The sequence below is a fragment of the Nonomuraea sp. NPDC052634 genome (assembly GCF_040678535.1).
Taxonomy (GTDB): Bacteria; Actinomycetota; Actinomycetes; order Streptosporangiales; family Streptosporangiaceae; genus Nonomuraea; species Nonomuraea fastidiosa.
The window spans coordinates 71,244-97,472 of the sequence record NZ_JBFATY010000001.1; the positions used below are offsets into that span (position 1 = coordinate 71,244).

At 72.9% G+C, this 26,229-nt stretch carries 24 protein-coding genes; 11 read left to right on the forward strand and 13 right to left on the reverse strand.

From position 1 onward, the window contains the following. Nucleotides 1-2: 2 nt before the first annotated feature. Both AB0K67_RS00335 and AB0K67_RS00340 read right to left on the reverse strand, forming a co-directional pair. A complete protein-coding gene (locus AB0K67_RS00335) occupies nt 3-1,274 on the reverse strand; it encodes an extracellular solute-binding protein (protein ID WP_364050402.1) in 1,272 nt (423 codons plus the stop codon). Nucleotides 1,275-1,338: 64 nt separating this feature from the next. Continuing rightward, a complete protein-coding gene (locus AB0K67_RS00340; RefSeq protein WP_364050405.1) occupies nt 1,339-2,367 on the reverse strand; it encodes a LacI family DNA-binding transcriptional regulator in 1,029 nt (342 codons plus the stop codon). Nucleotides 2,368-2,747: 380 nt separating this feature from the next. On the opposite strand from AB0K67_RS00340, the gene AB0K67_RS00345 reads away from it, so the two are divergent. Further along, nucleotides 2,748-6,365, forward strand: coding sequence for a LamG-like jellyroll fold domain-containing protein (locus AB0K67_RS00345; RefSeq protein WP_364050408.1), 3,618 nt, complete (start codon nt 2,748-2,750; stop codon nt 6,363-6,365). A 194-nt stretch (nt 6,366-6,559) separates the two neighbouring features. On the opposite strand, the gene AB0K67_RS00350 is transcribed toward AB0K67_RS00345, so the two are convergent. Continuing rightward, complete coding sequence (locus AB0K67_RS00350) at nt 6,560-7,165, reverse strand: TetR/AcrR family transcriptional regulator C-terminal ligand-binding domain-containing protein (protein WP_364050411.1); 606 nt, start codon at nt 7,163-7,165, stop codon at nt 6,560-6,562. 90 nt (nt 7,166-7,255) lie between these two features. Between AB0K67_RS00350 and AB0K67_RS00355 the strand changes: the two genes are divergently transcribed. From AB0K67_RS00355 to AB0K67_RS00365, 3 genes are read left to right on the forward strand one after another with little or no spacing between them, the layout of a single operon-like run. Beyond that, nucleotides 7,256-7,993: an SDR family oxidoreductase gene (locus tag AB0K67_RS00355; RefSeq protein ID WP_364050414.1), complete on the forward strand. Its 738-nt coding sequence runs from the start codon at nt 7,256-7,258 to the stop codon at nt 7,991-7,993. A gap of 32 nt (nt 7,994-8,025) precedes the next feature. Then, nucleotides 8,026-8,913, forward strand: a complete 888-nt coding sequence (locus AB0K67_RS00360) for an SDR family oxidoreductase (protein ID WP_364050417.1) — start codon at nt 8,026-8,028, stop codon at nt 8,911-8,913. After that, a complete protein-coding gene (locus AB0K67_RS00365) occupies nt 8,910-10,094 on the forward strand; it encodes a PQQ-dependent sugar dehydrogenase (RefSeq protein WP_364050420.1) in 1,185 nt (394 codons plus the stop codon). The genes AB0K67_RS00360 and AB0K67_RS00365 overlap by 4 nt, the downstream gene beginning before the upstream one ends. 67 nt (nt 10,095-10,161) lie before the next feature. Here the strand turns inward: AB0K67_RS00365 and AB0K67_RS00370 are convergent, their stop codons facing one another. Then, the gene (locus AB0K67_RS00370; protein ID WP_364050423.1) at nt 10,162-10,881 is read right to left on the reverse strand and encodes a GntR family transcriptional regulator; all 720 of its coding nucleotides are present in this window, start codon (nt 10,879-10,881) and stop codon (nt 10,162-10,164) included. A gap of 88 nt (nt 10,882-10,969) precedes the next feature. On the opposite strand from AB0K67_RS00370, the gene AB0K67_RS00375 reads away from it, so the two are divergent. From AB0K67_RS00375 to AB0K67_RS00390, 4 genes are all read left to right on the forward strand, one after another. Beyond that, a complete protein-coding gene (locus tag AB0K67_RS00375) occupies nt 10,970-11,848 on the forward strand; it encodes a carbon-nitrogen hydrolase family protein (protein WP_364050426.1) in 879 nt (292 codons plus the stop codon). Between the two features lie 2 nt (nt 11,849-11,850). After that, nucleotides 11,851-13,218, forward strand: coding sequence for an APC family permease (locus AB0K67_RS00380; RefSeq protein WP_364050429.1), 1,368 nt, complete (start codon nt 11,851-11,853; stop codon nt 13,216-13,218). A gap of 307 nt (nt 13,219-13,525) precedes the next feature. Next, nucleotides 13,526-14,242: a VOC family protein gene (locus AB0K67_RS00385; protein WP_364050432.1), complete on the forward strand. Its 717-nt coding sequence runs from the start codon at nt 13,526-13,528 to the stop codon at nt 14,240-14,242. A 172-nt stretch (nt 14,243-14,414) separates the two neighbouring features. Next, on the forward strand, nt 14,415-15,437 hold the full coding sequence (locus AB0K67_RS00390; RefSeq protein ID WP_364050435.1) for a zinc-dependent alcohol dehydrogenase family protein: 1,023 nt from the start codon (nt 14,415-14,417) through the stop codon (nt 15,435-15,437). A gap of 198 nt (nt 15,438-15,635) precedes the next feature. On the opposite strand, the gene AB0K67_RS00395 is transcribed toward AB0K67_RS00390, so the two are convergent. Beyond that, complete coding sequence (locus tag AB0K67_RS00395; RefSeq protein WP_364050438.1) at nt 15,636-16,535, reverse strand: LysR family transcriptional regulator; 900 nt, start codon at nt 16,533-16,535, stop codon at nt 15,636-15,638. Between the two features lie 101 nt (nt 16,536-16,636). Here AB0K67_RS00395 and AB0K67_RS00400 point away from each other — a divergent pair, with 101 nt between their 5' ends. Further along, complete coding sequence (locus AB0K67_RS00400; RefSeq protein ID WP_364050441.1) at nt 16,637-17,002, forward strand: nuclear transport factor 2 family protein; 366 nt, start codon at nt 16,637-16,639, stop codon at nt 17,000-17,002. A gap of 47 nt (nt 17,003-17,049) precedes the next feature. On the opposite strand, the gene AB0K67_RS00405 is transcribed toward AB0K67_RS00400, so the two are convergent. The 4 genes from AB0K67_RS00405 to AB0K67_RS00420 form a co-directional block, all read right to left on the reverse strand. Continuing rightward, nucleotides 17,050-17,658 carry a hypothetical protein gene (locus AB0K67_RS00405; RefSeq protein WP_364050443.1) on the reverse strand — a complete coding sequence of 203 codons (609 nt, stop codon included), beginning with the start codon at nt 17,656-17,658 and terminating at the stop codon, nt 17,050-17,052. A 271-nt stretch (nt 17,659-17,929) separates the two neighbouring features. After that, the gene (locus AB0K67_RS00410; RefSeq protein WP_364050446.1) at nt 17,930-18,505 is read right to left on the reverse strand and encodes a GNAT family N-acetyltransferase; all 576 of its coding nucleotides are present in this window, start codon (nt 18,503-18,505) and stop codon (nt 17,930-17,932) included. Between the two features lie 79 nt (nt 18,506-18,584). Further along, complete coding sequence (locus AB0K67_RS00415; RefSeq protein ID WP_364050449.1) at nt 18,585-19,478, reverse strand: aminoglycoside phosphotransferase family protein; 894 nt, start codon at nt 19,476-19,478, stop codon at nt 18,585-18,587. 75 nt (nt 19,479-19,553) lie between these two features. After that, nucleotides 19,554-19,727 (reverse strand): hypothetical protein, encoded by a 174-nt coding sequence (locus tag AB0K67_RS00420; protein WP_364050452.1) that lies wholly within the window; start codon nt 19,725-19,727, stop codon nt 19,554-19,556. Between the two features lie 201 nt (nt 19,728-19,928). Between AB0K67_RS00420 and AB0K67_RS00425 the strand changes: the two genes are divergently transcribed. Continuing rightward, entirely contained in the window at nt 19,929-20,765 is an 837-nt protein-coding gene (locus AB0K67_RS00425) for a class I SAM-dependent methyltransferase (protein WP_364050455.1), read from the forward strand. A gap of 63 nt (nt 20,766-20,828) precedes the next feature. Here the strand turns inward: AB0K67_RS00425 and AB0K67_RS00430 are convergent, their stop codons facing one another. The 4 genes from AB0K67_RS00430 to AB0K67_RS00445 all read right to left on the reverse strand — a co-directional run bounded on the left by AB0K67_RS00430 (nt 20,829) and on the right by AB0K67_RS00445 (nt 25,752). Continuing rightward, nucleotides 20,829-22,220, reverse strand: a complete 1,392-nt coding sequence (locus AB0K67_RS00430; RefSeq protein WP_364050458.1) for an MFS transporter — start codon at nt 22,218-22,220, stop codon at nt 20,829-20,831. A gap of 33 nt (nt 22,221-22,253) precedes the next feature. Then, entirely contained in the window at nt 22,254-23,135 is an 882-nt protein-coding gene (locus AB0K67_RS00435; RefSeq protein ID WP_364050461.1) for a TIGR03620 family F420-dependent LLM class oxidoreductase, read from the reverse strand. 158 nt (nt 23,136-23,293) lie between these two features. Continuing rightward, nucleotides 23,294-25,405, reverse strand: coding sequence for a protein kinase (locus AB0K67_RS00440; RefSeq protein ID WP_364050464.1), 2,112 nt, complete (start codon nt 25,403-25,405; stop codon nt 23,294-23,296). 80 nt (nt 25,406-25,485) lie between these two features. Next, a complete protein-coding gene (locus AB0K67_RS00445; protein ID WP_364050467.1) occupies nt 25,486-25,752 on the reverse strand; it encodes an alpha/beta hydrolase domain-containing protein in 267 nt (88 codons plus the stop codon). Nucleotides 25,753-25,774: 22 nt separating this feature from the next. On the opposite strand from AB0K67_RS00445, the gene AB0K67_RS00450 reads away from it, so the two are divergent. Continuing rightward, entirely contained in the window at nt 25,775-26,227 is a 453-nt protein-coding gene (locus tag AB0K67_RS00450) for a ClpX C4-type zinc finger protein (RefSeq protein WP_364050470.1), read from the forward strand. Nucleotides 26,228-26,229: the final 2 nt, after the last annotated feature.

Here is a 26,229-nt window from a genome sequence, read left to right on the forward strand (position 1 = left end):
GCTCAGCCGCCGGTCGCCTGCTTCGCCTGGGCCTGCGCCTGCTTGAGCGCGTCCGCGGGGCTGGCCGCGCCGCTCAGCGCCTTCTGCACGCCGGTCCACAGCGCCTCGGAGATCTTCGGGTAGTCGGTGCCGAGGTTGTCGCTGGTGCGGCCCTTGGCGGTGCGGACCGCGTCCACCCACGGCTTCAGGCTCGGCTCGGCGTCGAGGATCTGCTGCTGCCCTTCGGCGGTGGAGGGGATGTAGTACGCGAACGTCTTACCGGTCTCCACCAGCCCCTCGGGCGTGGTCATGCACTCGAGGATCTTCTTGGTGACCTCGTAGCGCGAGGTGTCCTTCTGCACCGGGACGGTGATGAACTCGCCGCCGGTGGGGGTGGGGGCGACGCCGCCGTTCTTGGCGGGGATCTGCACGACGCCGGTCGGGAACTCGGCCTTCCTGGCGCTGTCGATCTGCCAGGTGCCGTTCTCGGCGAAGGCGAACTCGCCGGTCAGGAACTCCTCCCAGGTGGTGTTCTGGGAGTTGCTGATGACCGAGTTGGGGGCGATGCCGCTCTTGACCCACGACGTCCACAGGTCCAGCGCCTCGACGGCCTGCGGCGAGTCCAGCGCGGTGAGCTGCGCGCCCGCGCCCCAGAACCACGGCAGGAACTGGAACGAGCCCTCCTCGGTGCCGATGGCGGCGAACGTGATCGGCTTCTTGCCGGCCGCCTTCACCTTCTTCAGCGCGGCGTCCAGCGTGGCCCAGTCCTTGATCGAGTCAGGGTCCACGCCGGCCTCGTCGAGGATCTTCTTGTTGTAGTAGAGGGCGAGCGTGTTGGCGCCGATCGGGATGCCGTACGTCTTGCCGTCCAGCTCGCCGGCCGCGATCAGGTTCTTGTCGAAACGCGAGGTGTCGAGGCCGAAGTCGGCCATGGTGGTGAGCATCCCGGCGTCCGCGAGCGTCGAGACGGCCGGGTTGTCGAGCAGGATGACGTCCGGCGCGTTGCCCTCCTGGCCCGCGAGCAGGGCCTGGTTGGTCAGCGCGGTCGTGTCGTAGGCGGTGCGCTCGATGGTCACGCCGGCCTTCTCGCCGCAGGCGTTCACCCGTCCGGCCCAGGCGGAGGACTTGTCGTGCTGCGGGTACGGGTCCCACCACGTGTACGCGCCGCCCGAGCCCGACCCCGTGGCCGAGCCGGAGCCGCCCTGCGGGGCGGACGCGCAGGCGGTGAGGGCGGACAGCGCCAGGACCGCGGTTCCGAAGACCGCCGCCCTGGCGGACACTGACGGACGGTTCATCGATTCCTCCAATGTTAACGCTCACATTGGGAGCGTGCCGGACTGATGGGGGGTGAGCGGGTGGTCAGGGGGAGTGGGGGCGCGGGGGAGCGGTGCTGCCCCGGTCGACCAGCTCGGGCGAGATGAAGCGCACCACGAACGGCTCCCGCCTGGCCTGCGCCGACTCCACGCGGCGCACGAGCTGGCGCACCGCCATGGCGCCGAGCCGGTCGGGCGCGCTCTCGATGGAGGAGTAGGGCAGCGAGAACGTCGCGGCGAACTCGGCGGAATAGCGCCCGATGACCGACAGGTCGCCGGGCACCCGCAGCCCGCGCTCGTAGGTGACCGAGGGCAGCGCCGCCGCGGCCGCCTCGTTGTTGATCAGCAGGCCGGTCGCGGCCGGATATCTGTCGAGCAGGTCGTGCAGCAGGCGGCCCACGGCGGGCTGCCGCGACTCGCCGTAGACGGCGTGCAGGGTGACGCCGAGCGCGCGGGCGCGCTCCAGCGCGGCGTCGCGCAGGCGCCACACGTACGCGCCGCCCCGCTCCACCACGTGCTCCGGCTGCGAGACGAGGATCAGCTCGCGGTGGCCGAGCCGGTGCAGGTGCTCCACCATCACCCGGCCGGCCTCCTCGAAGTCCAGGTCGAACACGTCGAGCCCCGAGCAGTCGCCGGGCAGACCGACCAGCGCGCCGGGCTGCGGCGCGGCGCGCAGGATGGGCAGCCGGGCGTCGTCCTGTGCGATGTTCATCAGCACGACGCCGTCGACCATGCGCGAGTCGGTGATGCGCCGCAGTGCGCGCACGCCGTCGGCCTCGGTGACCAGCAGCGTGTCGTAGCCCAGGTCGCGTGCGGTGTTGGTGACGCCCAGGATGTACTGCATCATCGCGGGCGCGAACTCGTCCTCGTGGAACTGGGCGAGCAGACCGAGGACCTTGGTCTGGGCGGTGGCGAGGGCGCGGGCACCCGCGTTCGGCGTGTATGCCAGCGCCTCGGCGGCGGCCAGCACGCGCCGGCGCACCTCCTCCGAGATGGGCCGCTTGCCCGACAGCGCGTACGACGCCGTGCTGCGGCTCACCCCGGCCTCCCGGGCCACGTCTCCGATCGTCGCCACTCTCACCTCCAGATTCGTCGAACCGGTTCGACGGTCGCGTTGCGGTGCTCCCTCGCATCGTCGCTCCGGGCTCGCCTTCTTCAGGGAATCGGGGCAGGGGAGACCGCGGTCGCGGCCTCCGGCGGTCACCGAAGGAGGCGAACCGGTTCGAACGATGTGGCTCGACTGTTGCTCCGCCGCACGGCGGCCGTCAAGGAGGAGCCAGGGCGGCGATACCGAATCGTGACATGCCGGAAATATGGGTCGGTGCGCCGGTGGGCTTCCGAGCTGGGGCGTTGACGGACGCGGCCGGGGCTGCGTAACGTACCCGTAACCCTGCGGTCGCGTTGCGCTGAAGCTCCCTCGGCTCTGTTAGCGCTCACATCCCCAGGGACGTACGCATGCCATTCCCGCGCCTGACCAGGGCGTTGTGCGCCGGGCTGCTCCCGGCCGCGCTCGCCCTGCCGTTAACCGCCACCCCCTCGAACGCCGCCGTCCCGGAGCCCGTGCTCGTCTACGAGTTCGACGCCGACGACGTCACCAGCGGCACCGTCACCGACTCCTCCGGCAACGGCCTGGACGGCGAGCTGGTCAACGCCGGCACCGCCGAGCTGGTGGACGGCGCGTCCGGCGGGCACGCGCTCAGCCTGCCCGGCGGCGCGCCCACCTCGGACGGCGCCTACGTCAAGCTGCCCCTGGAAGCGATCAAGGGCAGGACCGATCTCACCGTGTCCGCCCGCGTCAAGTGGGACGGCACCACCGCCCCCTGGCAGTGGATCTACGCGCTCGGCAAGGACAACGTCCGCTACCTGTTCAGCACCCCGTACAACGGTGACGGCCGGCTGCGCACGGCGGTCACCACCTCGGGCGGCGGCGGGGAGGCGCAGGTCACCGGCTACGCGCCGCTGCCCGCGAACGCCTGGAAGACGCTGACCGTCACCCTCGACACGGTCGCGAAGCGCGTCACCACCTACCTCGACGGCGCCGCCGTCGCCTCCGCGCCGACCACGATCACGGCCGGTCAGCTCGTGGACGACGCCACCACCTTCGCCGGGTTCATCGGCCGCTCGTTCTACCCGGACCCGCTGTTCGACGGCGCCGTGGACGACTTCCGCATCTACGGCGCGGCGCTCACCGCCGAGCAGGTCGCCGAGCTGGCGGGCCCCGCACCCGAGCCGGGCGAGCTGAGCAGGGACACCTTCGAGGTGCGCACGGTCGTCGGCACCGCGCCGGCCCTGCCGCCCGCGGTCCGCGCCGCCTTCTCCGACGGCTACGACCGCGACGTCCCCATCACCTGGGATCCCGTGGACCCCGGCGACTACGCCTCCACCGGCACGTTCACCGTCAACGGCACGGCGGCCGGGCGGCCCGTCACCGCCAAGGTCACCGTGGTCCGGGAGGGCCAGATGGTCATCGACCTGGCCAAGGACACCGGCCCCTTCCACGGCGGCGCGTCCGGCACGCTCTACGGCCTCTACGGCCCGGGGGTGCCGACCAACAACCTCATCGAGGGCATGAAGCTGCGCACGGTCTCCACCAAGGCGCAGGACGGCCCGCAGCACCCCGGCGCCGACGCGCTGGAGGTGGTCAAGCCGCTCGCCGACAGCACCGGCGGCGACGTGTACATCTACATGACCGACATCCACCGCGGCTTCCCCTACCAGTGGCCGGGCGACACCCCCGAGGAGAAGCTCGCCACGTACCGGGAGAAGATCGCAAAGCAGGTGGATCAGGTGCTGAAGCTGGAGCCGAAGTACCGCGAGCACATCGTGTTCGTGCCGTTCAACGAGCCCGAGGGCAACATGTTCGGCACCGGCGAGTGGAGCTACAACGGCGTGAGCTGGCTCAGCGACCCCACCGACTACTTCAGGGCGTGGGACGACTTCTACCGGCTCATCAAGGGCAAGCTGCCCTCGGCCCGCATCGCGGGCCCCAACACCAGCGTGCTCTACTCCCAGGTCAAGGGCTTCCTGGAGCACACCGTCGAGGCGGGCACCGTGCCCGACGTCATGACCTGGCACGAGCTCAGCCACCCCGAGCAGGTGCGCGAGAGCGTCAAGCGCTACCGCGCGATGGAGGCCGAGGTCTTCGACGGCACTGAGCACGAAGGCAGGAAGCTGCCGATCAACATCAACGAATACGCGTTCAACTACCACACCTCGGTGCCCGGCCAGATGATCCAGTGGATCTCCGCCTTCGAGGAGTCGAAGGTGGACGCCGACATCGCGTACTGGAACATCGACGGCAACCTCAGCGACTCGGCCGTGCAGGCCAACCGCGGCAACGGCCAGTGGTGGCTGCTGCACGCCTACGGGCAGATGAGCGGGCACACCGTGGCCGTCACCCCGCCCTACCCCGGCCAGAACTACACGCTGCAGGGCGTGGCCACGCTGGACGAGGCCAGGCGGCAGGCCCGTGCGATCATCGGCGGCGCGAGCAGCGCCGGGCACATCCGTTTCGAGAACGTGCCGGGCGAGGTGTTCGGCGGCAAGGTCCACGCCTGGATCAGGGAGATCCCGTGGACCGGGCAGATCGGCGACTCGCCGCAGCCGCGCGTCGTCGCCGAGCGCGACCTGCCCGTCTCCGGCGGCGCCGTGGTGCTCGACTTCGGCGCCGGTGACCTGCCGAAGCTGACCGAGTCGTCGGCGTACGAGATCGTGCTCTCCCCGGCCGGAACCGGCACCGTGACCGCGCCCGCGCCGCACCTGTGGGAGGGCTCGTACGAGGCCGAGGACGCCGCCCACAGCGGCACCGGCTACAGCCGCAACGGCCCCGAGGGCTCCCCGTCGGACGTGTCGAAGTTCTACACCTCCGGCGGCTACGACGTCGGCGGGCTGCGCACCGGCTCCGACGTCGTTCTCGACTTCACCGTCGAGGTGCCCGAGACCGGGGACTACGACCTGAGCGTCTTCGCCAACTCGCTCAACACCTACGACGCGGTACGCGAGCAGGGCCCCACGAACGTCTTCGTCCGCGTGGACGGGGGAGCGGAGCAGGAGCTGTTCCTGCCGCTCGGCTACAAGTGGGTGGTCTGGGACCACGCCGACACCACGGTGCGGCTCACCGCCGGGCGGCACGTCATCTCGCTGGCCGCGCGCAGCCTCGACGGCGAGCGGGCCACCACGGGAGACGCCATCGTGGACCGGATCGTGCTGCGGCTGCCCAACCCGGCGGCGGGCACCGCGATCTACGAGGCCGAGCTGGCCGAGCTGAGCGGCGGGCGCACCGCGTACGACGTGAAGGGCGGCAAGGTGTCCGGCTCGGGCGGCGCGGTGCTGGCGCGCGGCGAGACGGCGACGTTCTGGGTGTACTCGGCGCGCGACGCCGCCTCCGTCCTCGACCTCAAGCTGCTCTCCGGCACCGCGAAGGTGGCCGTCAACGGCATCGAGGTGCTCGGCGACGCCACGCGCGGCCACGCCGCCGCCACGGTGTCGCTGTCGGGCGGCGTCAACAAGGTCACCGTCACCGGGCGCTCGGGCAAGGCGGTCATCGACCGGCTCGACGTGCGGCCGGACGCGAAGGCGCTGCCCGGGACCGCCTACCAGGCCGAGTCGGCGCAGCGGGCCGGTACCGCCGAGGTCGCCTCGCTCAGCCAGGCCGACGGCGGGGCCGCCGTCACCGGCGTCGGCGGGCGTCCGGGCAACGCCAACACGCTCACCTTCACCGTGCGCGCCGACGCCGCCGGCACGTACGCGATGCGGGTGCGCTACTCCAACCCCGAGCAGTCGCCCGCCACCCACTACAACCCCGACCCGCTGGCCCGGCACGCCGACATCACCGTCAACGGCGGCGAAGCTCAGCGCGTGTCGTTCCCGCACACCTTCCACGAGAACAACTTCTGGGAGCTGACCGTCCCGGTGCGGCTGAAGAAGGGGACCAACACGATCGCGTTCGCCAGCGAGGAGCTGCCGAACTTCGACGGCGACAGCTACGCCTCCGACACCTGGCCGGGAATCCTGCTGCGCTCGCAGTACGCGCCGGTCATCGACAAGATCACCATCGCCCCTTACAGCCGCTGACAGCGGTTTCCAGAGGCCGGTCTGCGAGGGCCGCCCGCCATCGGCGCGGGCGGCCCTCCGCGCGTCCGGGGCCGGCTCGGGCCCATGCGTCGTAGGCCGCCTGCCGCCCGGGGCGGGGCGCCTCGCGCGGCGCGGCGGCTTTACGGGGGCGCGTCGCGCGGCGCGGCGGCTTCATGGGGCGGCGCCATGCGCTGCTACGCCTCGCGCGGCGCCGCCCCGTAGAGGGCCTGATCCACCAGGCGCTCGGCGATCGAGGCGTCGAAGTCGACCTTGAGCACCAGCAGCCGGTGGTAGCAGGCGCCCCACAACTGGTCGACGATGACGTGCAGGTCGGCGTCCTCGCGGAGCTGCCCCTGGCGCTGGGCGATGCGCAGCCGTTCGACGGCGAGGTCACGGCGCGGGATGGCGTAGCTCTGCGACCAGGCGGCGGCGAGGTCGGGGTCGAGCTGGGCGGCGCCGACGAGCTGCGAGACGGGTGCCTGCGCGCCGGACTCCTTCAGCCACCGGACGAACGCCTCGAGCTGCGTGATCAGGTCGGCGCGGATGTCGCCGGTGTCGGGGAACTCCAGCAGCTGCCTGCTGTGGGTGAAGTACGCCTCGGCGGCCAGCGCCCCAGGCGACGGCCACCACTTGTAGAGGGTGGTCTTGCTGCAGCCGGCCTCGGTCGCGACCCGCTCGAACGTGACCGCCGGCATGCCGTCGCGCAGCAGGATGCGCCCGGCGGCCTCCAGCGCGCCGGCGCGCACCTCGGCGGCGGGCCGGCGGCCCCGGCCTCGTCGTACGGCTGCGGTCTCGGACATCGGCACCTCTCTCATATGGACGGAATGTTCATATTCTGTGTATGGTTGGAAATGAACGAATAGTCCATATCTTACTGGAGGGCACCGACCATGCCCGATGACACCCCGCGTGTCGCCCTGATCACCGGCGCTTCCGGCGGCATCGGCAGGGCCACCGCCGAGCGCCTGGCCCGCGAGGGCTACGCGATCGTCGTCCACTACGCCGGCGGCAAGGAGCGCGCCGAGGAGGTCGCGCAGGCCGTCAGGGACGCGGGCGGCCAGGCCGTCATCGCGGGCGGTGACGTGGCCGACGAGCACGCGATGACCGCGGTGTTCGACCTCGCCGAGCGCGAGTTCGGCGGGCTCGACGTCGTCGTCCACGGCGCCGGTATCATGCCGACCGCGCCCATCGTCGACACCGACCTCGACACCTTCGACCGCATCCAGCGCGTCAACGTGCGCGGCACGTTCGTGGTGGACCGGCTCGCCGCCCGCCGCCTGCGCGCCGGCGGCGCGATCATCAACCTGTCCTCCTCGCTCACCCGGCTGCAGGCCCCGACGTACGGCGCGTACGCCGCGTCCAAGGGCGCCGTCGAGGCGATGACGCTCATCCTCGCCCGCGAGCTGCGCGGACGCGACATCACCGTCAACGCGGTCGCGCCCGGCCCCACCGCCACGCCGCTGTTCTTCGCCGGCAAGAGCCAGGAGACCATCGACCACATCGCCTCGCTCAACCCCATGGGCCGCCTCGGCGAGCCCGCCGACATCGCCGAGGCCATCGCCTTCATCGCCGGGCCAGGCCGCTGGGTGAACGGCCAGGTCATCTACGTCAACGGCGGCGCCGCCTGAGCCCGGCGCGCCCCGAAAGGAGCCACGAGCACATGTCCGTCGTTCTCATCACCGGATCGTCCACCGGCATCGGCCGCCGCACCGCCGAGACGCTCGCCGCGGCCGGCCACACCGTCTACGCCACCATGCGCGACCCCGGGGGCCGCGACGCCGCCAGAGCCGCCGAGCTGGTCGCGCAGGCCAAGGACCGGGGCCACGACCTGCGGGTGGTCGCGCTCGACGTCACCTCGCAGGAGTCCGCCGACGCCGCCGTCCGCACCGTCCTGGAGGAGGCGGGCGAGCTGGACGTCGTCGTGCACAACGCCGGCCACCTGTTCATCGGCTACACCGAGGCGTTCACCGGCGACGACGTGGCGAGGCTGTTCGACGTCAACGCGATCGGGGCGCACCGGGTCAACCGCGCGGCGCTGCCCCACCTGCGCGAGCGCCGCGCCGGCACCCTCGTGTACGTCGGCAGCACCAGCCTGGTCAGCACCCCGCCGTTCCTCGGCCCGTACGTCGCCTCCAAGGCGGCCTTCGACGCGCTGGCCGTGGTGACCTCGTACGAGGTGTCGCAGTTCGGCATCGAGACCTCGATCGTGATGCCCGGCCCGATCACCCAGGGCACCGACCACTTCGCCAACGCCTCCCGGGCGAGCGACGACCGGGTGACCGCCCAGTACGCCGAGCTGGACCCGCTGGTCGAGCGCACCCACGAGGCCCACGAGCAGCTCTTCGAGCCGGGCACGACCGCCGACCCGCAGGACGTGGCCGATGAGATCCGCCGCATCCTCGCCCTGCCGGTCGGCAAGCGGCCGTTCCGCTCGGTGGTGGACGCGGCCCAGGCAGGGGTGGAGCACGTCATGGCCTTCAGCGACCTGACCAGGCAGGCGTTCGTGCGCCGGCTCGGGTTCGCCGAGACGCTGGAGCTCAAGCGATGAGAGCCCGCGCCGCGACGGCGGCCCTGCTGGCGGTCTTGACGGCGGGCGCCTGCTCGGCGGCGCCCGCCCCAGCGTCACCCGGCCCGTCCCAGGCGGACGCCCGGGCACCCGCGACCGGCCCGTCCCGGGCGTCCACGCCCAGTGCGTCCCGGCTGGAGGTGACCGTGTCGCCGGGCCCGGTCGCCACGCTCGGCGAGCCGGTCGAGCTGACCACCGGCCTGCAGGCGCCGTGGGGCCTGACGTTCCTGCCCGACGGGTCCGCGCTGGTCTCGGAGCGCATCAGCGGCCGCATCCTGCGCATCCCGGCCGGGGGCGGCGCGGCGCGCGAGGTCGGCGTCGTGCCGGACGTGCACGCCGGTTCGGAGGGCGGGCTGCTCGGCATCGTCGCCTCGCCCCGCTTCGCCACCGACCGCACCGTCTACGCCTCCGTCTCCGGCCGGGACGCCAACCGCATCGTCGCGCTCACCATCGCACCCGGCTACGACGGGGTCAGCGTGGAACGGGTGCTGCTCGACGGCATCCAGACCGCCGACAGGCACCACGGCGGCCGCCTGGTGATCGGCCCCGACGGCCACCTGTGGATCGGGACCGGCGACGCGTTCGAGCCGGAGAACGCCGCCACCCCCGACTCGCTCAACGGCAAGATCCTGCGCATCGCGCTCGACGGGTCCGTGCCGGAGGACAACCCCGGCGACTCGCCCATCTACTCCAGCGGACACCGCAACGTGCAGGGCATCGCGTTCGGGCCCGACGGCACCGCGTACGCCTCCGAGCTGGGCCACCGCACCTGGGACGAGGTGAACGTGCTGCGCGCGGGCGCCGACTACGGCTGGCCGGAGACCGAGGGCACCAACGGCTCCACCGGCGTGCCGCCGATCGCCACCCTGCACCCCGACGACGCCAGCCCCTCCGGCCTCGCCCACGCCGCGGGCTCGCTGTGGATCGGGGCGCTGGGCGGGCAGCGGCTCTGGCAGCTCCCCGTCGCGGGCGGCGCCGCCACCGGTGACCCCGTCGCCCACTTCCACGGCGACTACGGCCGCATCCGTGCCGTCGAGGTCGCCCCCGACGGCTCGCTGTGGCTGGTCACCTCCAACACCGACCGCGCCACCTGGGGCGGCACGGACCCGCGCCCCGGCGACGACCGCATCCTGCGCGTCGAGGTCCGCGAAGGCCGCCGCTGAGACGGCGGCCGGCGGGCCACGCGGCCGGGCCCGCGCACCCCGCCGCTGAACGCCGCTGAGACGGCGGTCAGCGGATCAGGCCGACGAACATCGTGCGGTGCAGCACCTCCACGTGGGCCCGCGCCACGCGGACCGCCTCCACCGCATCGCCCTGCTCCAGCGCCGCCACCAGCGCCGCGTGCTCACGGTTCGACTCGCGCAGGTAATCGAGGGGGTAGGGCAGGTAGTAGCGGTACAGGCGGCGCAGTACCGGCGCGTAGTGGGAGACCGCCGACTCCACTCCCGAGGCCGCCGCGAGCGCGAGGTGGAAGCGTTCGTCGCTGGTGTGGAAGTCGGCCCAGCCCGAGGCCCGGTCCATCTCGGCGACCAGGGCCTTCAGCTCGGCCAGCCGCTCGGCGGTGACGGCGGTGGCCGCCAGGTGGGCCAGCCCGCACTCCAGCAGCAGCCGCTGGTCGATGAGCCGGTGCACCTCGGCGGCGGCCGTCCGGTACGCCTCGGTCTCGGCCACCTTCCCGATCGCCGGCTCGTCGGCCACCATCGTGCCGCCCGAGCGGCCCCTGCGGCGTACCAGGACGCCTTCCTCGCACAGCGCGGTGAGCGCGCGCCGCACGGTGATCTCCCCGACGTCGAGCGCGCGGGCGACGTCGGCGGTGGGGGGCAGGCGCTCGCCGGGCTTGAGCAGGCCCAGATCGACGGCCAGGGCGATGCGGGCGCGCACGGTGTCGAGCGCGCTGAGCCGCCGCAGCCCCTCCAGGGCCTCCGAGTTGAGCGCGTCCAGGGCGTCCATGGCCACCACCGTAACGTTGCTTAAAAAGCTCAATATGAGCTATTTTTGGGCATCGCCAGCGTACGTGCTGGTCAGAAGGCAGGTGACGATGCCCAGGCCACTTCCGGTCGCGCTCGCGCAGAGCGAGCCGCTGCCCGCCGGCACGCCGGTGTCCCGGTTCGCCGAGCACGTGGAGGACGTGCTGGCGAGCCTGCCCGGCACGCGGATGGTGATCTTCCCGGAGCTGCATCTGTTCGGCAGCCGGGTACGCCCGGCCGAGCGCGACGCCGAGCTGGCCGCCACAGCGCAGCCGCTGGACGGCCCCCTGGTCAGGGAGCTGGCCGCGCTCGCCGGCGACCTCGGCGTCTGGCTGCTGCCCGGCACGATCTGCGAGCGGGGCGAGGGCGGCGCGCTGCACAACACCGCGCTGGTGCTCGCCCCCGACGGCACGCTCGCGGCCTTCTACCGCAAGGTGTTCCCTTGGCGGCCGTACGAGCCGTACCGGCCGGGTGATCGTTTCGTCGTCTGCGACCTGCCCGGCACCGGCCGTATCGGCCTGGCCATCTGCTACGACGCCTGGTTCCCCGAGGTGGCCAGGCATCTGGCCTGGATGGGCGCCGAGGTGATCGTCAACCCGGTGCTGACCACCACCGCCGACCGGGCGCAGGAGCTGGTGCTGGCCCGCGCCAACGCCATCGTCAACCAGGTCTTCGTCGTCTCCGTCAACGCCGCCGCGCCCACGGGCACCGGCCGCAGCCTGATCGCCGACCCCGAGGGCCGCGTCCGGGTCGAGGCGGGGGAGGCGGTCACCGTCCTGACCGACGTGCTCGACCTGGACGACGTCACCCGCGTCCGCCGCCACGGCACCGCCGGGCTCAACCGCGTCTGGTCGCAGTTCACCGACGCCGACCCGCCCCTGGAGCTGCCCCTCTACCAGGGGCGCATCGACCCCGGCCGGTGGAGGCCGGCCGGCACACCCCCGGAGTGACCATGTCATCCACCTCTCACCCCACGCTCCGGCGCACGCTCGGCCTGCGCTCCGTCGTCCTGTTCGGGCTGGCGTACCTGACGCCGCTCATCGTGCTCGGCATCTTCGGCGTCGTCGCCGAGACCACCTCGGGCGCGGCGCCGTCGGCGTACGCGCTGGCGCTGGTCGCGATGCTGTTCACCGCGCTCAGCTACGGCCGCATGGCCGCCGCCTACCCCGTCGCCGGCTCGGCCTACACCTACGTCCGCCGCACGATCGACGCCCGCGCCGGATTCCTCGTCGGCTGGGCCGTGCTGCTGGACTACTTCTTCCTGCCCATGGTCATCTGGCTGATCGGCGGCTCCTACCTGGCCGAGCAGTTCCCCGCGGTGCCGACGCCGGTGTGGATCGTCGCGTTCATCGTGCTCACCACCGGGCTCAACCTCGCCGGCATCAAGGTCGCCGACCGGGCCAACTCGCTGCTCATGATCTTCCAGATCCTCGTGCTGGTCTTCTTCGTGCTGCTGGCCGCGGGCCACCTGGTCAGTGGGCGCGGGCCCGCGTCGCTGTTCAGCCTGACGCCGTTCACCGGTGAGGGTGCGAGCGTGACGACGGTCGCCGCGGGCGCGGCCATCGCCGCCTACTCCTTCCTCGGCTTCGACGCCGTCACCACGCTCACCGAGGAGACCGTGGAGCCGCGCCGTACCATCCCGCGCGCCATCCTGCTGGTCGCCCTCATCGGCGGCGGCATCTTCGTCGTCGTCGCCTACGTCACCCAGCTCGTCCACCCCGGCGGCGCGTTCGCCGACTCCTCCGCGGCGGCCTCGGAGATCGCGCGGACCATCGGCGGCAGCCTGTTCGGCGCGTTCTTCCTGGCCGGGCTGGTGGTGGCCCAGTTCACGTCCGGGCTCGCCGCGCAGGCCAGCACCACCCGCCTGCTGTACGCCATGGGCCGCGACGCCGTGCTGCCCCGCCGCGTCTTCGGCTACCTGCACCCGCGCCTGCGCACCCCCGTCTTCTCCATCCTGCTCACCGGCCTGGTCGGGCTCATCGCGGTCAGGATGGACGTGGCCACCTCCACGTCGTTCATCAACTTCGGCGCCTTCACCGCCTTCGTCTTCGTCAACGTCGCGGTCATCGCCCTCTACGTCCGCGAGCGCCGGGCCGGGCGGCGGCCTGGCGTGCTCGCGTACGTGGCGGCCCCGGCGATCGGCGCGGTCATCGACCTGTACCTGCTCACGCAGCTCGACGGCCACGCCATCACGCTCGGGCTGATCTGGCTGGCCGCCGGCGCCGCCTACCTCGCTTACCTGACCCGGCTGTTCCGGGTGCCGCCGCCCGAGCTGGACTTCGCCGAGCAGTCGCAGGCCGCGCCGGTCAGCTCGGGCTGAACCAGCGGGCCGGCGCGGCCTTCAGTCCGTCGGGGTCGCCGCCCGCGCCGGCGCCAGCCGCCCCGTCCTCTACCGCCACCGGCCCCAGCGCGAGGACCTGCTGCTCGCCACCCTCACCGCCTGCCGGCGCCCGATCGGGATCCCCGGCACCGGCAACGTGCGCGACGACGTGGCTGCCGCTGCTGCGTGTTCGACCGCCGGCGTCTGCATGCGTTGATAATCGTTGGCCTCGCGGCCGGGGCGCGGGCTAGGGTGGCGGCGTTTCCGCGCCAGGCAGGTCACGTACCTGCAGAGGGGAGCCGCCGCGATGACGGCACAGCTCGTCGCACTCAGCTGGGACGCACTCGACCCCGCCGCACTGGCCCGCTTCTGGGCCGGCGTGCTGCGCTGGGAGAGCGTCGATGACCCGCGCGGCGGCGTCGCGCTGCTGCCCGCCGACGACACCGGCTTCCGCATCAGGTTCCAGCCGACCGATGCCGTCAAGACCGGCCAGAACCGGATGCACTTCGACCTGACCAGCGCCTCGCTCGACGAGCAGCAGGCCACGGTCGAGCGGGCCCTCGCGCTCGGCGGCCGGCACATCGACGTCGGCCAGACCCCCGACGATGGGCACGTGGTGCTCGCCGACCCCGAGGGCAACGAGTTCTGCGTCATCGAGCCCGGCAACAAGTTCCTCGCCGAGTGCGGCTTCATCGGCGCGCTCGCCTGCGACGGCTCCCAGGAGGCCGGCTACTTCTGGAGCGCCGCCCTCGACTGGCCGCTGGTGTGGGACCAGAACCAGGAGACCGCGATCCGCTCCCCGCGCGGCGGCCCCAAGATCACCTGGGGCGGCCCGCCCGTCGCGCCCAAGCGGGGCAAGAATCGTCTGCACGTCGACCTGGCCGCCGGCGGTGAGCTGGAGGCGGAGGTCGAACGGCTGCTCTCCCTCGGGGCCGAGCGCATCGACATCGGCCAGGGCGATGTCCCCTGGGTGCTCCTCGCCGACCCCGACGGCAACGAGTTCTGCGTACTGCCGCCCCAGTGAGGCGGCCGCGCCTTCGCGGGGGTTCGGCTGGGCGGACGCGTGGCCGGCGGACCCTCCGCCGAGGGCTGAGCGTGACGCGCGGCCCGCGGTGATGCGGGGCGCGTGACCCCGGCGCGGGGTGGCGTGGCGCGCATGGCGGACCCATGTGGGTAAGATCGGCATCGAATGTTCGATGGCGATCGTACACATGGGGGATGGCATGGCGCGGACGGTGCGCTTTCACGAGCTCGGCGGGCCCGAGGTGATGCGGCTGGAGGACGAGGATCCGGGCGAGCCGGGCCCCGGCGAGGTACGCCTGCGCGTGGAGGCGATCGGCATCAACCGGGCCGAGGCGCTGTTCCGCAGCGGCCACTACATCGAGCCGGTCAAGCGGTTCCCCGCAAGGCTCGGCAACGAGGCCGCCGGCGTGATCGAGGCGGTCGGGCCGGACGTGACCGGGTTCGAGCCGGGGCAGCGGGTCAGCGTCGTGCCGAACTTCTCCCAGAACGATTACGGCGTCTACGCCGACGCGGCCATCGTGCCCGTCAGGTCGCTCGTGCCACGCCCCGAGCAGGTGGACGCGGTCTCCGGGGCAGCCGTGTGGATGCCGTACCTGACCGCGTACGGCGCGATGGCCGAGGTCGCCCGCATGAGAGCGGGGGACGTGGCGGTGGTGAACGCGGCGTCGAGCAGCGTCGGACTGGCCGCCATCCACACCGCGGACCGGCTGGGCGCGCGGCCGCTTGCCGTCACCCGCACCCGCGCCAAGGCCCGGCAGCTCGCCGAGGAGGGCGCCGCCGAGGTGATCGTCTCCGACGAGGAGGACGTGACCGCGCGCGTGCTGGAGCTGACCGGCGGCAAGGGCGCCGAGTACATCTTCGACGCGGTCGCCGGCCCCGGCGTCGTGGACCTGGCGCGGGCCGTGGCACCCGGCGGCACCCTGTTCCTGTGGGGCGCGCTCAGCGGGCAGCCGACCCCGTATCCGGGGTTCGACCTCGGCATGCCGGCGCTCAACATGCGCACGTACACGATGCTCGAAATCGCCGAGGATCCCGAACGGCTGCGCCGCGCCGCCGCGTTCATCACCTCAGGGCTGCGCGCTGGAGCGTTCCGGCCGGTCGTGGATCGGGTGTTCCCGCTGGAGCAGATCGTGCAGGCGCATCGGCACATGGAGTCGAACACGCAGTTCGGCAAGATCGTCGTGACGACGGCGTAGCTCGGAGCCAGAACCGCGCCGGCCCCGCGCCGCCGAGCGGCCCGGCCGCCCTGCGGAAGGTGCCGGATCGGCGCTGGCCGCGGCGGCTTCCCGGAAGGCGCCGTCTCGGCGTGAGACCCTTCCCACGCTAGCGACGGCGACCTGCGGAATCCCCCAGCAAGGGGCAAAGCCTTCCCCGCCGGCCAAGGCCGTCGCGGGTCAGCTCGTGGCCTGCTCCGGGAGCGCGAAGGCGCGGCGGGCGTGGGTGAGGAAGGCGCGCACGGCGGGCCCGTACGGATCCCTCCAGGTCAGCGCGAGCCGGGCGATCTGCTCGGCGTCGTCGATGACCCGGGACGTGAGCCGGTCCTGGTAGTCCGCCACCATCGACTCGCTGAGCACGCCGACGCCGAGCCCGCGCCCGGCCAGGGCGGCGATGGCGTCGGCGGCGGTGGCCTGGAACGCGATGGCGGGCCGGCACCCGCGCGCCGCGCACGCCTGGTCGAACGCCTGCCGCAGCCCCGTCCCCTCCGGCATGCACACGATCGGGTACGCCGCCACGTCGGCCAGCGTGACCCGTCCCAGCTCGGTGAGGGGATGCGCGGGCGGGACCGCGGCGACGAGACGTTCGCTGACGATCGTCATCTCGGCCAGCCCGTCGGAGACGGTGGGGGAGGCGGTGCCGACGAGCGCGAGATCGACACTGCCCGCGCGTACGGACTCGGCGAGGACGTCGGAGTTGTCCTCCAGCAGCGAGATCTCCACGCCGGGATGCGCCCGATGGAAGGCGGCCAGCGCGTCGAACAGCGGGGTGATCGTGCACCCGTTGACCATGCCGACGACGAGCCGGCCCTTGATGAGGTGGGCGACCTCGCCGACCGCCTGCTCGACGGCGTTGGCGGCGGCGAGCGCGGCGCGGGCGTGGTCGAGCGCGGCCTTGCCGGCGACGGTGAGCGTGGCCGTACGCCCCGAACGGTCGAACAGCTCCGCGCCGAGCTCGCGTTCGAGCTGCCTGATCTGGGCGCTGACGCCGGACTGGCTGATGTGCACCCGCTCGGCCGCGCGGGTGAAGTTCCGCTCCTCGGCGACGGCGACGAAGTATTCGAGCTGCCGCAGTTCCATAAGTGTTGATTCTAGTTCTCATCAGAACTAGCTGTTGGACTTCTCGAACGGTCCGGTGCCACCCTGGAGGAAAGCCGAGAGTTTCATGCGGAAGGACATACATGTACGAGAAGGCCATGCGGCCCGAGGACATCACCCGCCTGTTCGTGGAGCGCTCCAACGCCGGCGACGCCGCCGGGGTCGCCGCGCTCTATGAGGAGGACGCCGTCCTCGCTTACCCGCCGGGCAGCCAGACCAGGGGGCGGGAGGCGATTCGGCGGCTGTGGGAGAAGGTACTGGCCAACCGGCCGCACTTCGAGCCCGAGGAGCCGCTGCCGACGTTGATCAGCGGTGACATCGCGCTCACCTCGACTCCGCCCAAGGACGGGGCGGGGGCCCGAGCCCAGGTCGTCCGCCGCCAGCCGGACGGGAGCTGGCTGCGAGTGCTCGACCAGCCGGAGTTCGTGCCGGTCAAGCGGGAGTCCTGACCGGCCGCCCAGGGGCTCCGTCCCGGCCGGCCGGCCGATCAGTTGATCTACGATGTAAAGGCGGTCGCGATGGTCAGCCCCGGCCACGCATCGGCAAAACGCCCCACATCAACGGTCAAAGGGGCGAGATCAGCGATGGGCCGGAAGTGAACGGTGGTGCCGGTCGTGCCGTCATCGGGCACGGGCTCCAGGCCGGTGACGGGTACACCGCGCTCGTACCGCTGCGTCCACGACCCGTTCACCCGGCGGTTGGTGTGGACCAGCCAGTCGCTGAGCGCGGCGACGACGGACATGCCCCGGCGCGGATGCCCGTCGGGGAGGGTCTGCGCGGCCGGGTCGTCGAAGAAGCGCAGGTCCTTCGTGGCCATCACCGGCTTCTTCACGGGACGGCCGTGCTCGTCGAAGCGGGTGTCGGTGCCGCGCCCGTTGTCGGCGACCGCCACGGATCCGTCGGGGTGGAGGGTCACCGTGCAGTGCCCCCCGCCGGCGGACGCCGCCTCGTCGGCGGGGTGGGCGAGGACTTCGAGGATCAGGTGCAGGACCCCGCCGGGCGCGAATTCGGCGGGGTTCTCGCGGATGCGGGCGAGGTGGGCGTGGTCGATGTCGATCGCCCAGTCGTGGGTGGTGTTGCGCCAGGATGCTCGGGCTGTACTCACCTCAACACCCTACGATCAAGCGGGTACTCATGGGACTCCGCTGAGGAGGGATGCCCACGTGACGAGCCGCACCTACGAGCCCGGCTGCTGGCTGACCCCGGCCGCGGCGCCGCGCGCGTCGCCGATCGAGGGGACGGGCCTGTTCGCGGTCGATGCATCAGGCACCCGGGCGAACCGCTCGAAGCGGGAGCGAGTGCGTGGCTGCGGGGGCCGAGCGGTGAGCGCCGCGAGCACGCGTCCGCCGCGCGGCGACCGACCGGGATCGTCGCGATCAGGCGCGGGCGGGGTGGCGGGCGAGCCACTCTTCGCGGGTGATGGCGTACTCGACCTCGCCCTGCTCGCTGCCCGGCAGCGGCTCCGGCCAGTCCATGTGGAACGTGCGGACGTACGTCATGCCGACGGAGGCCATCGTGGCGCGGGAGGCGGTGTTGACCGCCATCGTCTCGGCGAAGACGCGGTTGAGACCGAGGTCTTCGAAGCCGTGCCGCAGCAGCTCACGGGCGCCCTCGCTGGCCAGGCCCTGCCGCCAGTGGCGGCGCAGCAGCCGGTAGCCCAGCTCGGCCTGACCTTCGACGGGGCCCTGGTCGGGGCGGTGCGGCGGCTCGAGGATCCACCAGCCGACGAAGTCGCCGTTCACGAAGCCCGCCCAGAAGCCGAGCCCGGGGACGCGCTCGGCGACGGCCAGGCGCTGCCGGTGTGCCTCCTCGACCTCCTCGCGGGTGCGGGCGCGGCCGGTGAGGTAACGCATGACCTCGGGGTCGGAGTCGAGCTCGATCTCGTGTTCAAGGTGCTCGTCGGCGAGGGGGACGAGGTCGATCCGGTCGGTACGCAACTTCGCTTGGGACATGTCCGCATTCTGGCGGGCGGCCAGGGGGCGAAGCACCCGGTTTTCTCTGACCGGGCGGGTCAGGCCCGTGCATCGGTCGTCACGCAGGTGAGTCGGCGAGGATGCGTTCCAGGGTGCGCCGCCCTATGAGGCTCATCGGCGGGTTGCTCTCGACGTAGTACCAGACCAATCCCATCGCCTGCTGGAACGCCCACGCCTTGCCGCGCTCCCATTCGAGGTCGTCGCTGCCCAGGGCGGCTCGCAGCTCCTTGCGCGGCCCGGCCTCCAGCAGGTGCCAGGCGCTCACGAGGTCGAGCGCGGGGTCGGCGGCGCACAGCCCGCCGGTGTCGAGCACGCCCGCCAGCCGCCCGTCCGCGACGAGCACGTTGCCGGGGATGAGGTCGCCGTGGTTCATCACGTCGGGCGCCTCGCGCGGCAGCTCGCGCAGCTCCGCCCAGATCCGGCGCAGGCGGGGCACGTCCAGCAGGCGCTCGCTGCTGCGGAAGCAGGTCTCCATCCACTCGTCGTGGGAGCGCAGGTCGCCGCCCCTGCCCCGGCCGGAGAACGTGCGGCCGCGGGTGTCGATGGCGCGGACGTCGCCGATGAGGCCGGCCAGGTCGCGGGCGAACGCGTACGACTCGCCCGGGTCGTCGTCGGTGGCGACGGTGCCGGGCAGCCAGGTCTGCACCGACCACGGCAGCGGGTAGCCCGCTCCCGGTTCGCCGAGCGCGACGGGCTCGGGCACGGGAAAGCGGGTGGCCGCCGCCAGCTCGCCGGCCGCTCGCGCCTCCGCCTCCAGCGTGCGGCGCACCGCCTCGGGCTCGCCGGGCTGCAGCGGGAACCTGGCGGCGAGCCGGTCGCCGATGCGGACGATGGCGTTGACCGTGCCCTGGGCGTCGAGCATCCTGACGGGCAGGTCGCGCCACTGGGGGAACTGCTCGTTCACCAGCGTGCGCACGGTCTCCGGCGAGATCGTCAGTTGGTCGGCGTGCATTTTCACGCTGGGCAACGTTGCCGGAGGCCGGTGGCCGTCCGCAAATCCTTTTACCGGCTTTCCGTCCGAGTGCGGTCAGGGACCGACGTCGGTCACGCCGCAGACGTCGCAGCGATAGGTGATGCCCAGGTCGTCCTCGCCGAACTCGTTCCACGCATGGGCGGCTCCGGTGAGGTCGTACCGGTCGCCTGAGCAGAGCACCCGCGCCCCCTTGCGGCCGGAGGGAGTGGGGGCGATGGGTGTGAGCATGGGGGTCTCCCGGGGGTTGGATGACGTAACGGTCAGCGGGCAGGCTCCTTTCCTGAAAGCGAGCGTTGAAACCGTCAGAGCAGGACATCGCACGTCAATGCCCTGATGAGACCGCCTGTTTCCAGCGGCGAGCGGTCACCGGTCCGCGCCCGCCGGAAAAGCGGTCGACCGGCGTTCGGGCGCGCTGTCATCATGCTGACTATGACGGCCGAGTCCCGCGAGCGCGTGCGGCGCTATTTCGACGAGTTCGGCGACGCCGAGTGGCACCGGCTCACCGGCGACGTCAAGGGACGCGTGAGCCTGGAGGTGCACCGTCGCTTCCTGGCCCGCTTCGTCAAGCCCGGGCACCGGGTGCTGGAGATCGGCGCGGGCCCCGGGCGGTTCACGGTCGAGCTGGCCGCCCTGGGCGCGACCGCCGTCGTCACCGACCTGTCCCCGGTCCAGCTCGCGCTCAACGCCGAACACCTGCGGGGCACCGCGGCCGAGTCCGCGGTGGAGCGGCGCGAGGTGCTGGACATCTGCGACACCGGCCGGTACGCCGACGGCGAGTTCGACGCGGTGCTCGCCTACGGCGGCCCGCTGTCGTACGCGTTCGAGCAGGCCGAGGACGCGCTGCGCGGCCTGCTGCGCGTGACCCGGCCGGGCGGCGTGGTGGTCGGTTCCGTCATGTCGCTGATCGGCATCTGGCGGCACTACCTGCCCCAGATCACCGAGGAGGCCGAGGTGATCGGCGAGGACGCCAACGACCGCATCCTGCACACCGGCGACCTGCGCCTCAAGGGCGAGCAGGAGGGGCACATCTGCCGGATGTTCCGCTCCGGAGAGCTGTCCGCGCTGATCGAGGCGGCGGGCGGGCGCACGGTCGCGCTCAGCGCCAGCAACTGGGCCTCGCTCAGCGACCCGGCCACGCTCGCCGTGCTCGAAGCCGACGAGGACCGCTGGGCGCGCTTCCTGGAGCATGAGGTGACGGCCTGCGCCGAGCCCGGGGCCGTGGACGGCGGCACGCACCTGCTGTTCGCCGCCCAGCGGCCCGGGTGAGAGGTCCTATGGATCGGTGGCCGCAGAACGGGCTCGGTGCCGACCGGCGTGTGACGCCCGGCGTCAGCGGGCGTGCTCCTGCCCGGCCGGCTTATCGGCGGTCGCGGGGGTGCGGTCGCGCCGGTCCGGTAGCGCGACGGCGAGCGCGGCCACGCCCGCCAGCATGGCGGCGATGAGCACGAACGCCCGTCCGTAACCCTCCGCCAGACCGGCGGGATCGCCGCCGCCGGGCCCGGCCGTCAGCGCCACCAGGGCGGCCAGGCCGAGCGCGCCGCCGGCCTGCTTGGCGGTGTTCATCAGCCCGGACGCCGCCCCCGCGATCTCCGGTGTCACGCCCGACGTGACGGTGACGGTCAGCGGCGTGTTCAGCAGCCCGCCGCCGAGGGAGATCAGTACCGCAGGCCCCAGGATGGCCGTCACGTAGTGGCCGCCCGGCGCGATGCGGCTCTGCCAGAGAAAGCCCGCGGCCCCGATCAGCGCGCCCGCGGCGATGAGCACCCGGTCACCGGCACGCCGCATCAGCCACGGCGTCACCCGCAGCCCGACGAGCATGGTCAGCAGCGTGTGCGGCAGGAACGCCAGCCCGGTCACCAGCGGGCCGTAGCCCAGGACGTCCTGCATGGACAGCGTCAGGAAGTACCACATCGGGTTGAGGCACGCACCGGCCAGCAGCATCGCCACGTTGCCCAGCCAGATCGCCCGCGCCCGCACCAGCGCGTACGGGATCAGCGGGACAGCCGCAAAGCGCGCCTCCACCAGGACGAACACGCCGAGCATGACGCACCCGGCGGCCACGGCGGCGGGCGAGCCGGACACCCCGTACGCCAGCGCCGCCAGCCCGCCGGTGGCCGTCAGCGCGCCCAGCACGTCCAGCCGGTCCCCGGACCGCCCGGGGCCGGCGGGGATGCGGCGGACGGCGGCCAGGCAGGCGAGCCCGATCGGCACGTTGATCAGCAGGATGGACCGCCACGACAGGTACTGCGTCAGCGCCCCGCCGATGAGGTTGCCCGCCGTGCCGCCCGCCAGGCTGACGGCCGTCCAGACCGCGATGGCCCTGGTGCGGCGCGGTCCCTCGGGATGGGCGGAGGTCAGGACGGTCAGCGTGGCCGGAGCCAGGATCGCCGCCCCGACGCCCTGGCCTGCCCGTGCGGCGATGAGCAGGCCGGATGTGTCCGCCAGTCCTCCGGCCAGGCTCGCGGCGGTGAACACGGCCAGGCCGGTGGCGAAGACCCGCCGGTGCCCGTACAGGTCGGCCAGTCGGCCGCCGAGCAGCAGCAGCCCGCCGAAGGTCAGCGCGTACGCGTTGCCGACCCAGGCCAGACCGCGGGGATCGACGTCCAGCGCGTCCTGGATGGAGGGCAGCGCCACGTTCACCACGGACACGTCCAGCACCACCATGAACTGCGCCGCGCACAGCAGCGCCAGGACGATCGCCACTGGCCGGCCCCCTAACATTCCGATGTGTTCACATCGTACTGACTGGGAGACTCATCGAGGCAGGAGGGCCTCGGCGAGCAGCCGCCACTGCGGCATCGCCGACGCGCCCGGCTCGATCCCGATCACCTGAACGGTCACGTGATCGGCCCCCGCCTCGTGGTGGGCGCGCAGCTTGTCCGCGATGACCTCCGGCTCGCCCCAGAACACGAAGTCGTCCACCAGCCGATCGCTGCCGCCACCGCCGATCTCCTCGTCGGAGTAGCCGAGCCGCCGGAACTTGGCGACGTTGTACGGCTGCGACAGGTAGGGGCTCAGGTGCTCGCGCGCGATCGCCCGCGCCTTGCCGGGGTCGGACTCGAACAGCACCGGGTGCTCGACCGCGAGGAACGCCTCCGGCCCGAGGATCTCGCGCGACTGCGCGGTGTGCGCGACGTTGACGTGGTAAGTTTGCGCGCCCGCCGCCCGGTCGCGGGCCAGCTCCAGCATCTTGGGCCCGTACGCGGCCAGGATGCGCCGCATCGGCCCCTTCGGCGCCGGGTTGGCGGTCTGCAGCGCGTCCATCTCGTCCAGGTACGCCGCCATCGCGGCCAGCGGCTTCACCCCCGGCTTCGGCTCGCCCCCGAACCCCAGCCCGAGCACGTGCCGGTCCGGGTAGCCGTCGGCGAGCAGCAGCGCGCCGCCGTGCGCCCACTTGGCGCCGCGCGACCAGATCTGCGCGATGCCGTTCACCACGCGGATGCGCCCGGTGCTCGCCAGCAGGAACGCGGCGTGCGTGAGCGCCTCGCGCCCGAGCAGCTCCGGCACCCACACGGCCGGCCAGCCCAGCTCCTCAAGCTCCTGGACCGACTCGCGCACCTGTGCGGCGGGGAGGTGCTCGAAGTCGAAGGTGTAGATGCCGAAAGGGCCGAGGTCGAGGCGGTCGTTCCCGCTCATGGTGGTTTCTCCTCATCACAGAAGACGGGCAACAGGTCGGATCAACATCGCATATTGTCGATGCGAATGTGTGCGGCCTCCCGCCCTCGCCCGCGCCAGGCGCGACGGTGGGGACTCGGGGTCGCGCACCGACCGGCCGTCGGCCCGGTTTCAGGACGTCACCAGACGACGTACGGGCTCTCCACGCCGCCGCCCCACGACGGGTCGCCGGTCAGTCGCCAGCGCTGGCGCACGTCGGTCTTGGCGCCGGTGCGCGGGGGCGTGAGCGTGAACGGGCCGCACGTGGCGACCTCGCCGGGGCCGGGCAGGACGCCCGTGCAGATGAACGGCTGGGACAGGTTCGTATCGGCGTCGGTGTCGTAGAGCTGCACGTGGACGTCCGACCGGACCGATCCTCTGACCTGGCCCTTCAGGTGGATGACGTCCCCGGTCACGGCCATGCACGGCGACATCTCCACACCGCCGTCCGTGCGCAGCCAGGAGCGGCAGCGCCACTGCGGGGCCGCCTCCCGTACGGGCGGCTCCTCCTCCCCTTCGGTGTCCGGCTCGGTCCGCCGGCGCTCCGGCTCCGCCGTTTTCGTCTTCGGCTTCTGAGCGGAGCGCGTCGGCGCCGAGGTCGCCGGGTTGGGCGCGGTGGTCGTGACCGTGACGACCACCTTCGGAGTCTCGCGTCGTTCCTTGGGCTTGGCCAGCGACTTCGGCGTCGGCGTGGTGAAGTCGACGGCGGCCGCCGACGGGGGCGCGCTGCTCGGCCCGGCCGGGGTGGATGGGAGCGTGCTGGGCGCGGCGACCGGGGCAGCGGGCTCCTGCTTCCACGGTGTCGTGATGGCCAGCGCCGTACCGGCGAGCACCAGCGTCAGGGCGGCGCTCCCGGCGATCACCAGCCCCCGTCGCGACCGCTTGCCCGGCGGAGCAGCAGCCCCCGCGCCTGTTGCCGGAGCGCCCGGACGCCCACCGGCAGGCGGCGCACCCGCCCCTCGAGGCCAGGTAGGCGGCTCCACCGGCCCGGCGGGCGGCTGCGAAGGCGTCTGGACCGGCACGGGCTGCGGCCCCGGCGAGGCGGGGGACTGGGGGACGGCCGGCATGGGCCCGGACGTGACGGAAGCGTGGGGGACGGCGGGCATGGGCCCGGACGTGACCGGCCCCGGCGCGGCACCCGGCCCAGGGGACCAGGCGCCGGAGGCAGCGGGATCGGACGGCGTCGGGGCCACCACGCCGGGTGCCGCCGACTCCGGCGACCAGACACCGGAAGCGGCAGGGCCGAAAGGCGGCGGAGTCGCACCGGCCTGCGGGACGCCGGAGATGCCGGGGCCGGAGGCGTTCGGGCCGGTACCCGAGGAAGAGGCGTTCGGGCCGGGGCCCGGGCCGGTACCCGAGGAAGAGGCGGGGAGAGGTTCGGAGGTGCTGGAGGAGGGGTCGCTGCGGGGGACGGGCGGCAAAGCGGGCAGGCCCTCGAGGGACGGCGCCGCCTGGTGGAGCGCCGCGGCCACCTCCGCGGCGGCCGGCCGCGCGTGCGGGTCCTTGCCGGAGCAGGACCAGATCAGGCTCCACAGGGCGTCGGGCATGCCGGGCAGCCGGCGAGGCATGGCCGTGGCGTGCTGCCGCAGCAGCGCCATCGGATGGTCGCCGGCGAACGGAGGCCGCCCGGCCAGCAGCTCGTACAGGATGAGCCCGACCGCGTAGACGTCCACGGCGGCGGTGGGGGAGTCGCCCTCGGCCACCTCGGGGGCGAGGTAGGCGGGGGTGCCGAGGATCGAGCTGGTGCCGGTGAGCCTGGGGCCGTGCACGATGCGGGCCACGCCGAAGTCGCTCAGCCGCGCCCGCCCTGAGGTGTCGATCAGCACGTTGCCCGGTTTGACGTCGCGGTGCACCACGCCGAGGGCGTGCGCGGCCGCCAGCGCCTCGGCGACCTGCGCCATCAGCCGGGCCGCCTCGGCGGGCGGCAGCGTGCCGCGCCGGCGCAGCAGCCCGCGCAGGTCGCCGCCCTCGACGAGGTCCATGACGAGGGCGAGGCGGTCGCCTTCGATCACGAAGTCGCGCAGCGGGACGATGTGGGGGTGGTCGAGGCTGCGCATGACGTTGCGTTCCTGAACGAAGCGCAGCACCAGATCCTGGTCGCCGGCCAGGCCGTCGCGCAGCAGCTTCACCGCGACGATCTCGCCGGTGTCGCGCTGGCGCGCCCGCCGTACCGTGCCCATGGCACCGCCGCCGATCTCCTCCAGCAGCACGTACCGGCTGCCCAAAGAGGTCTCGGGCCCGCCCTGAGTCATTTGCCGTGTTCCCCCTCCGCGATGTGGAGATCAACAATAGCCAGGCGGGCGATTAACGAGGAAGTTCACGCAGGCCGCGATCACGCGCGGCCGGCGGCCTCGCCGAACGGCGGTGGCGTGCCGTCGCGCACCCAGCGGGCGAGGTGGCGGACGGCGGCGACCTCCCACACGCGCAGCGCGGGCCCGTCGGGCCGCCGGGCCGACAGGTAGTCGAGGGTGACGACGTCGGTCTCGGTGAGCAGCGCCGGCACCGGCACCCGCAGGTCGTCCCGGAACGGCACCGGCGTCGGGTCGAGCGCCGGCGGATCGGGCAGGACGAGCCGCGCGGCGGCCCCTATGGGCGACAAGTGGGCATGGGATGATCGGCGCGTGACGCGCAGCAGACGTACCCGCCCCGCCGGCCCGGCCGATGGCATGCCGACGCGGTGCTCGTTCTGCGGCGAGCCGTACGCCGAGGCCGTCCGCGTGGTCGCGGGTCCCGGCGTCTACATCTGCGACGTCTGCGTGGACCTGGCCGCCCAGATCATCGCCTCGTCCCCGCCCGGCTCCGGCGACGCGCCCCGGCCGGTGCACCGGGGTCCCGACCCGCGTACCGACGCGTACCTGGCGGGCATGTCCGACGACGACATGCCCGCGGTGCTGCCCCGTCAGGCACTCACCGTGGAGCAGGCCGAGCGCGATCTGCGCGCCTGGGTGCGGCTGCTGCGCGAGCGCGGGGTGACGTGGGCCAGGATCGGGACGGCGCTCGGCGTGTCACGGCAGGCCGCGTGGGACCGGTTCGCGGCCGACGCCGGCGCGTCCGCCGAGGACCGCACCGGCTGATC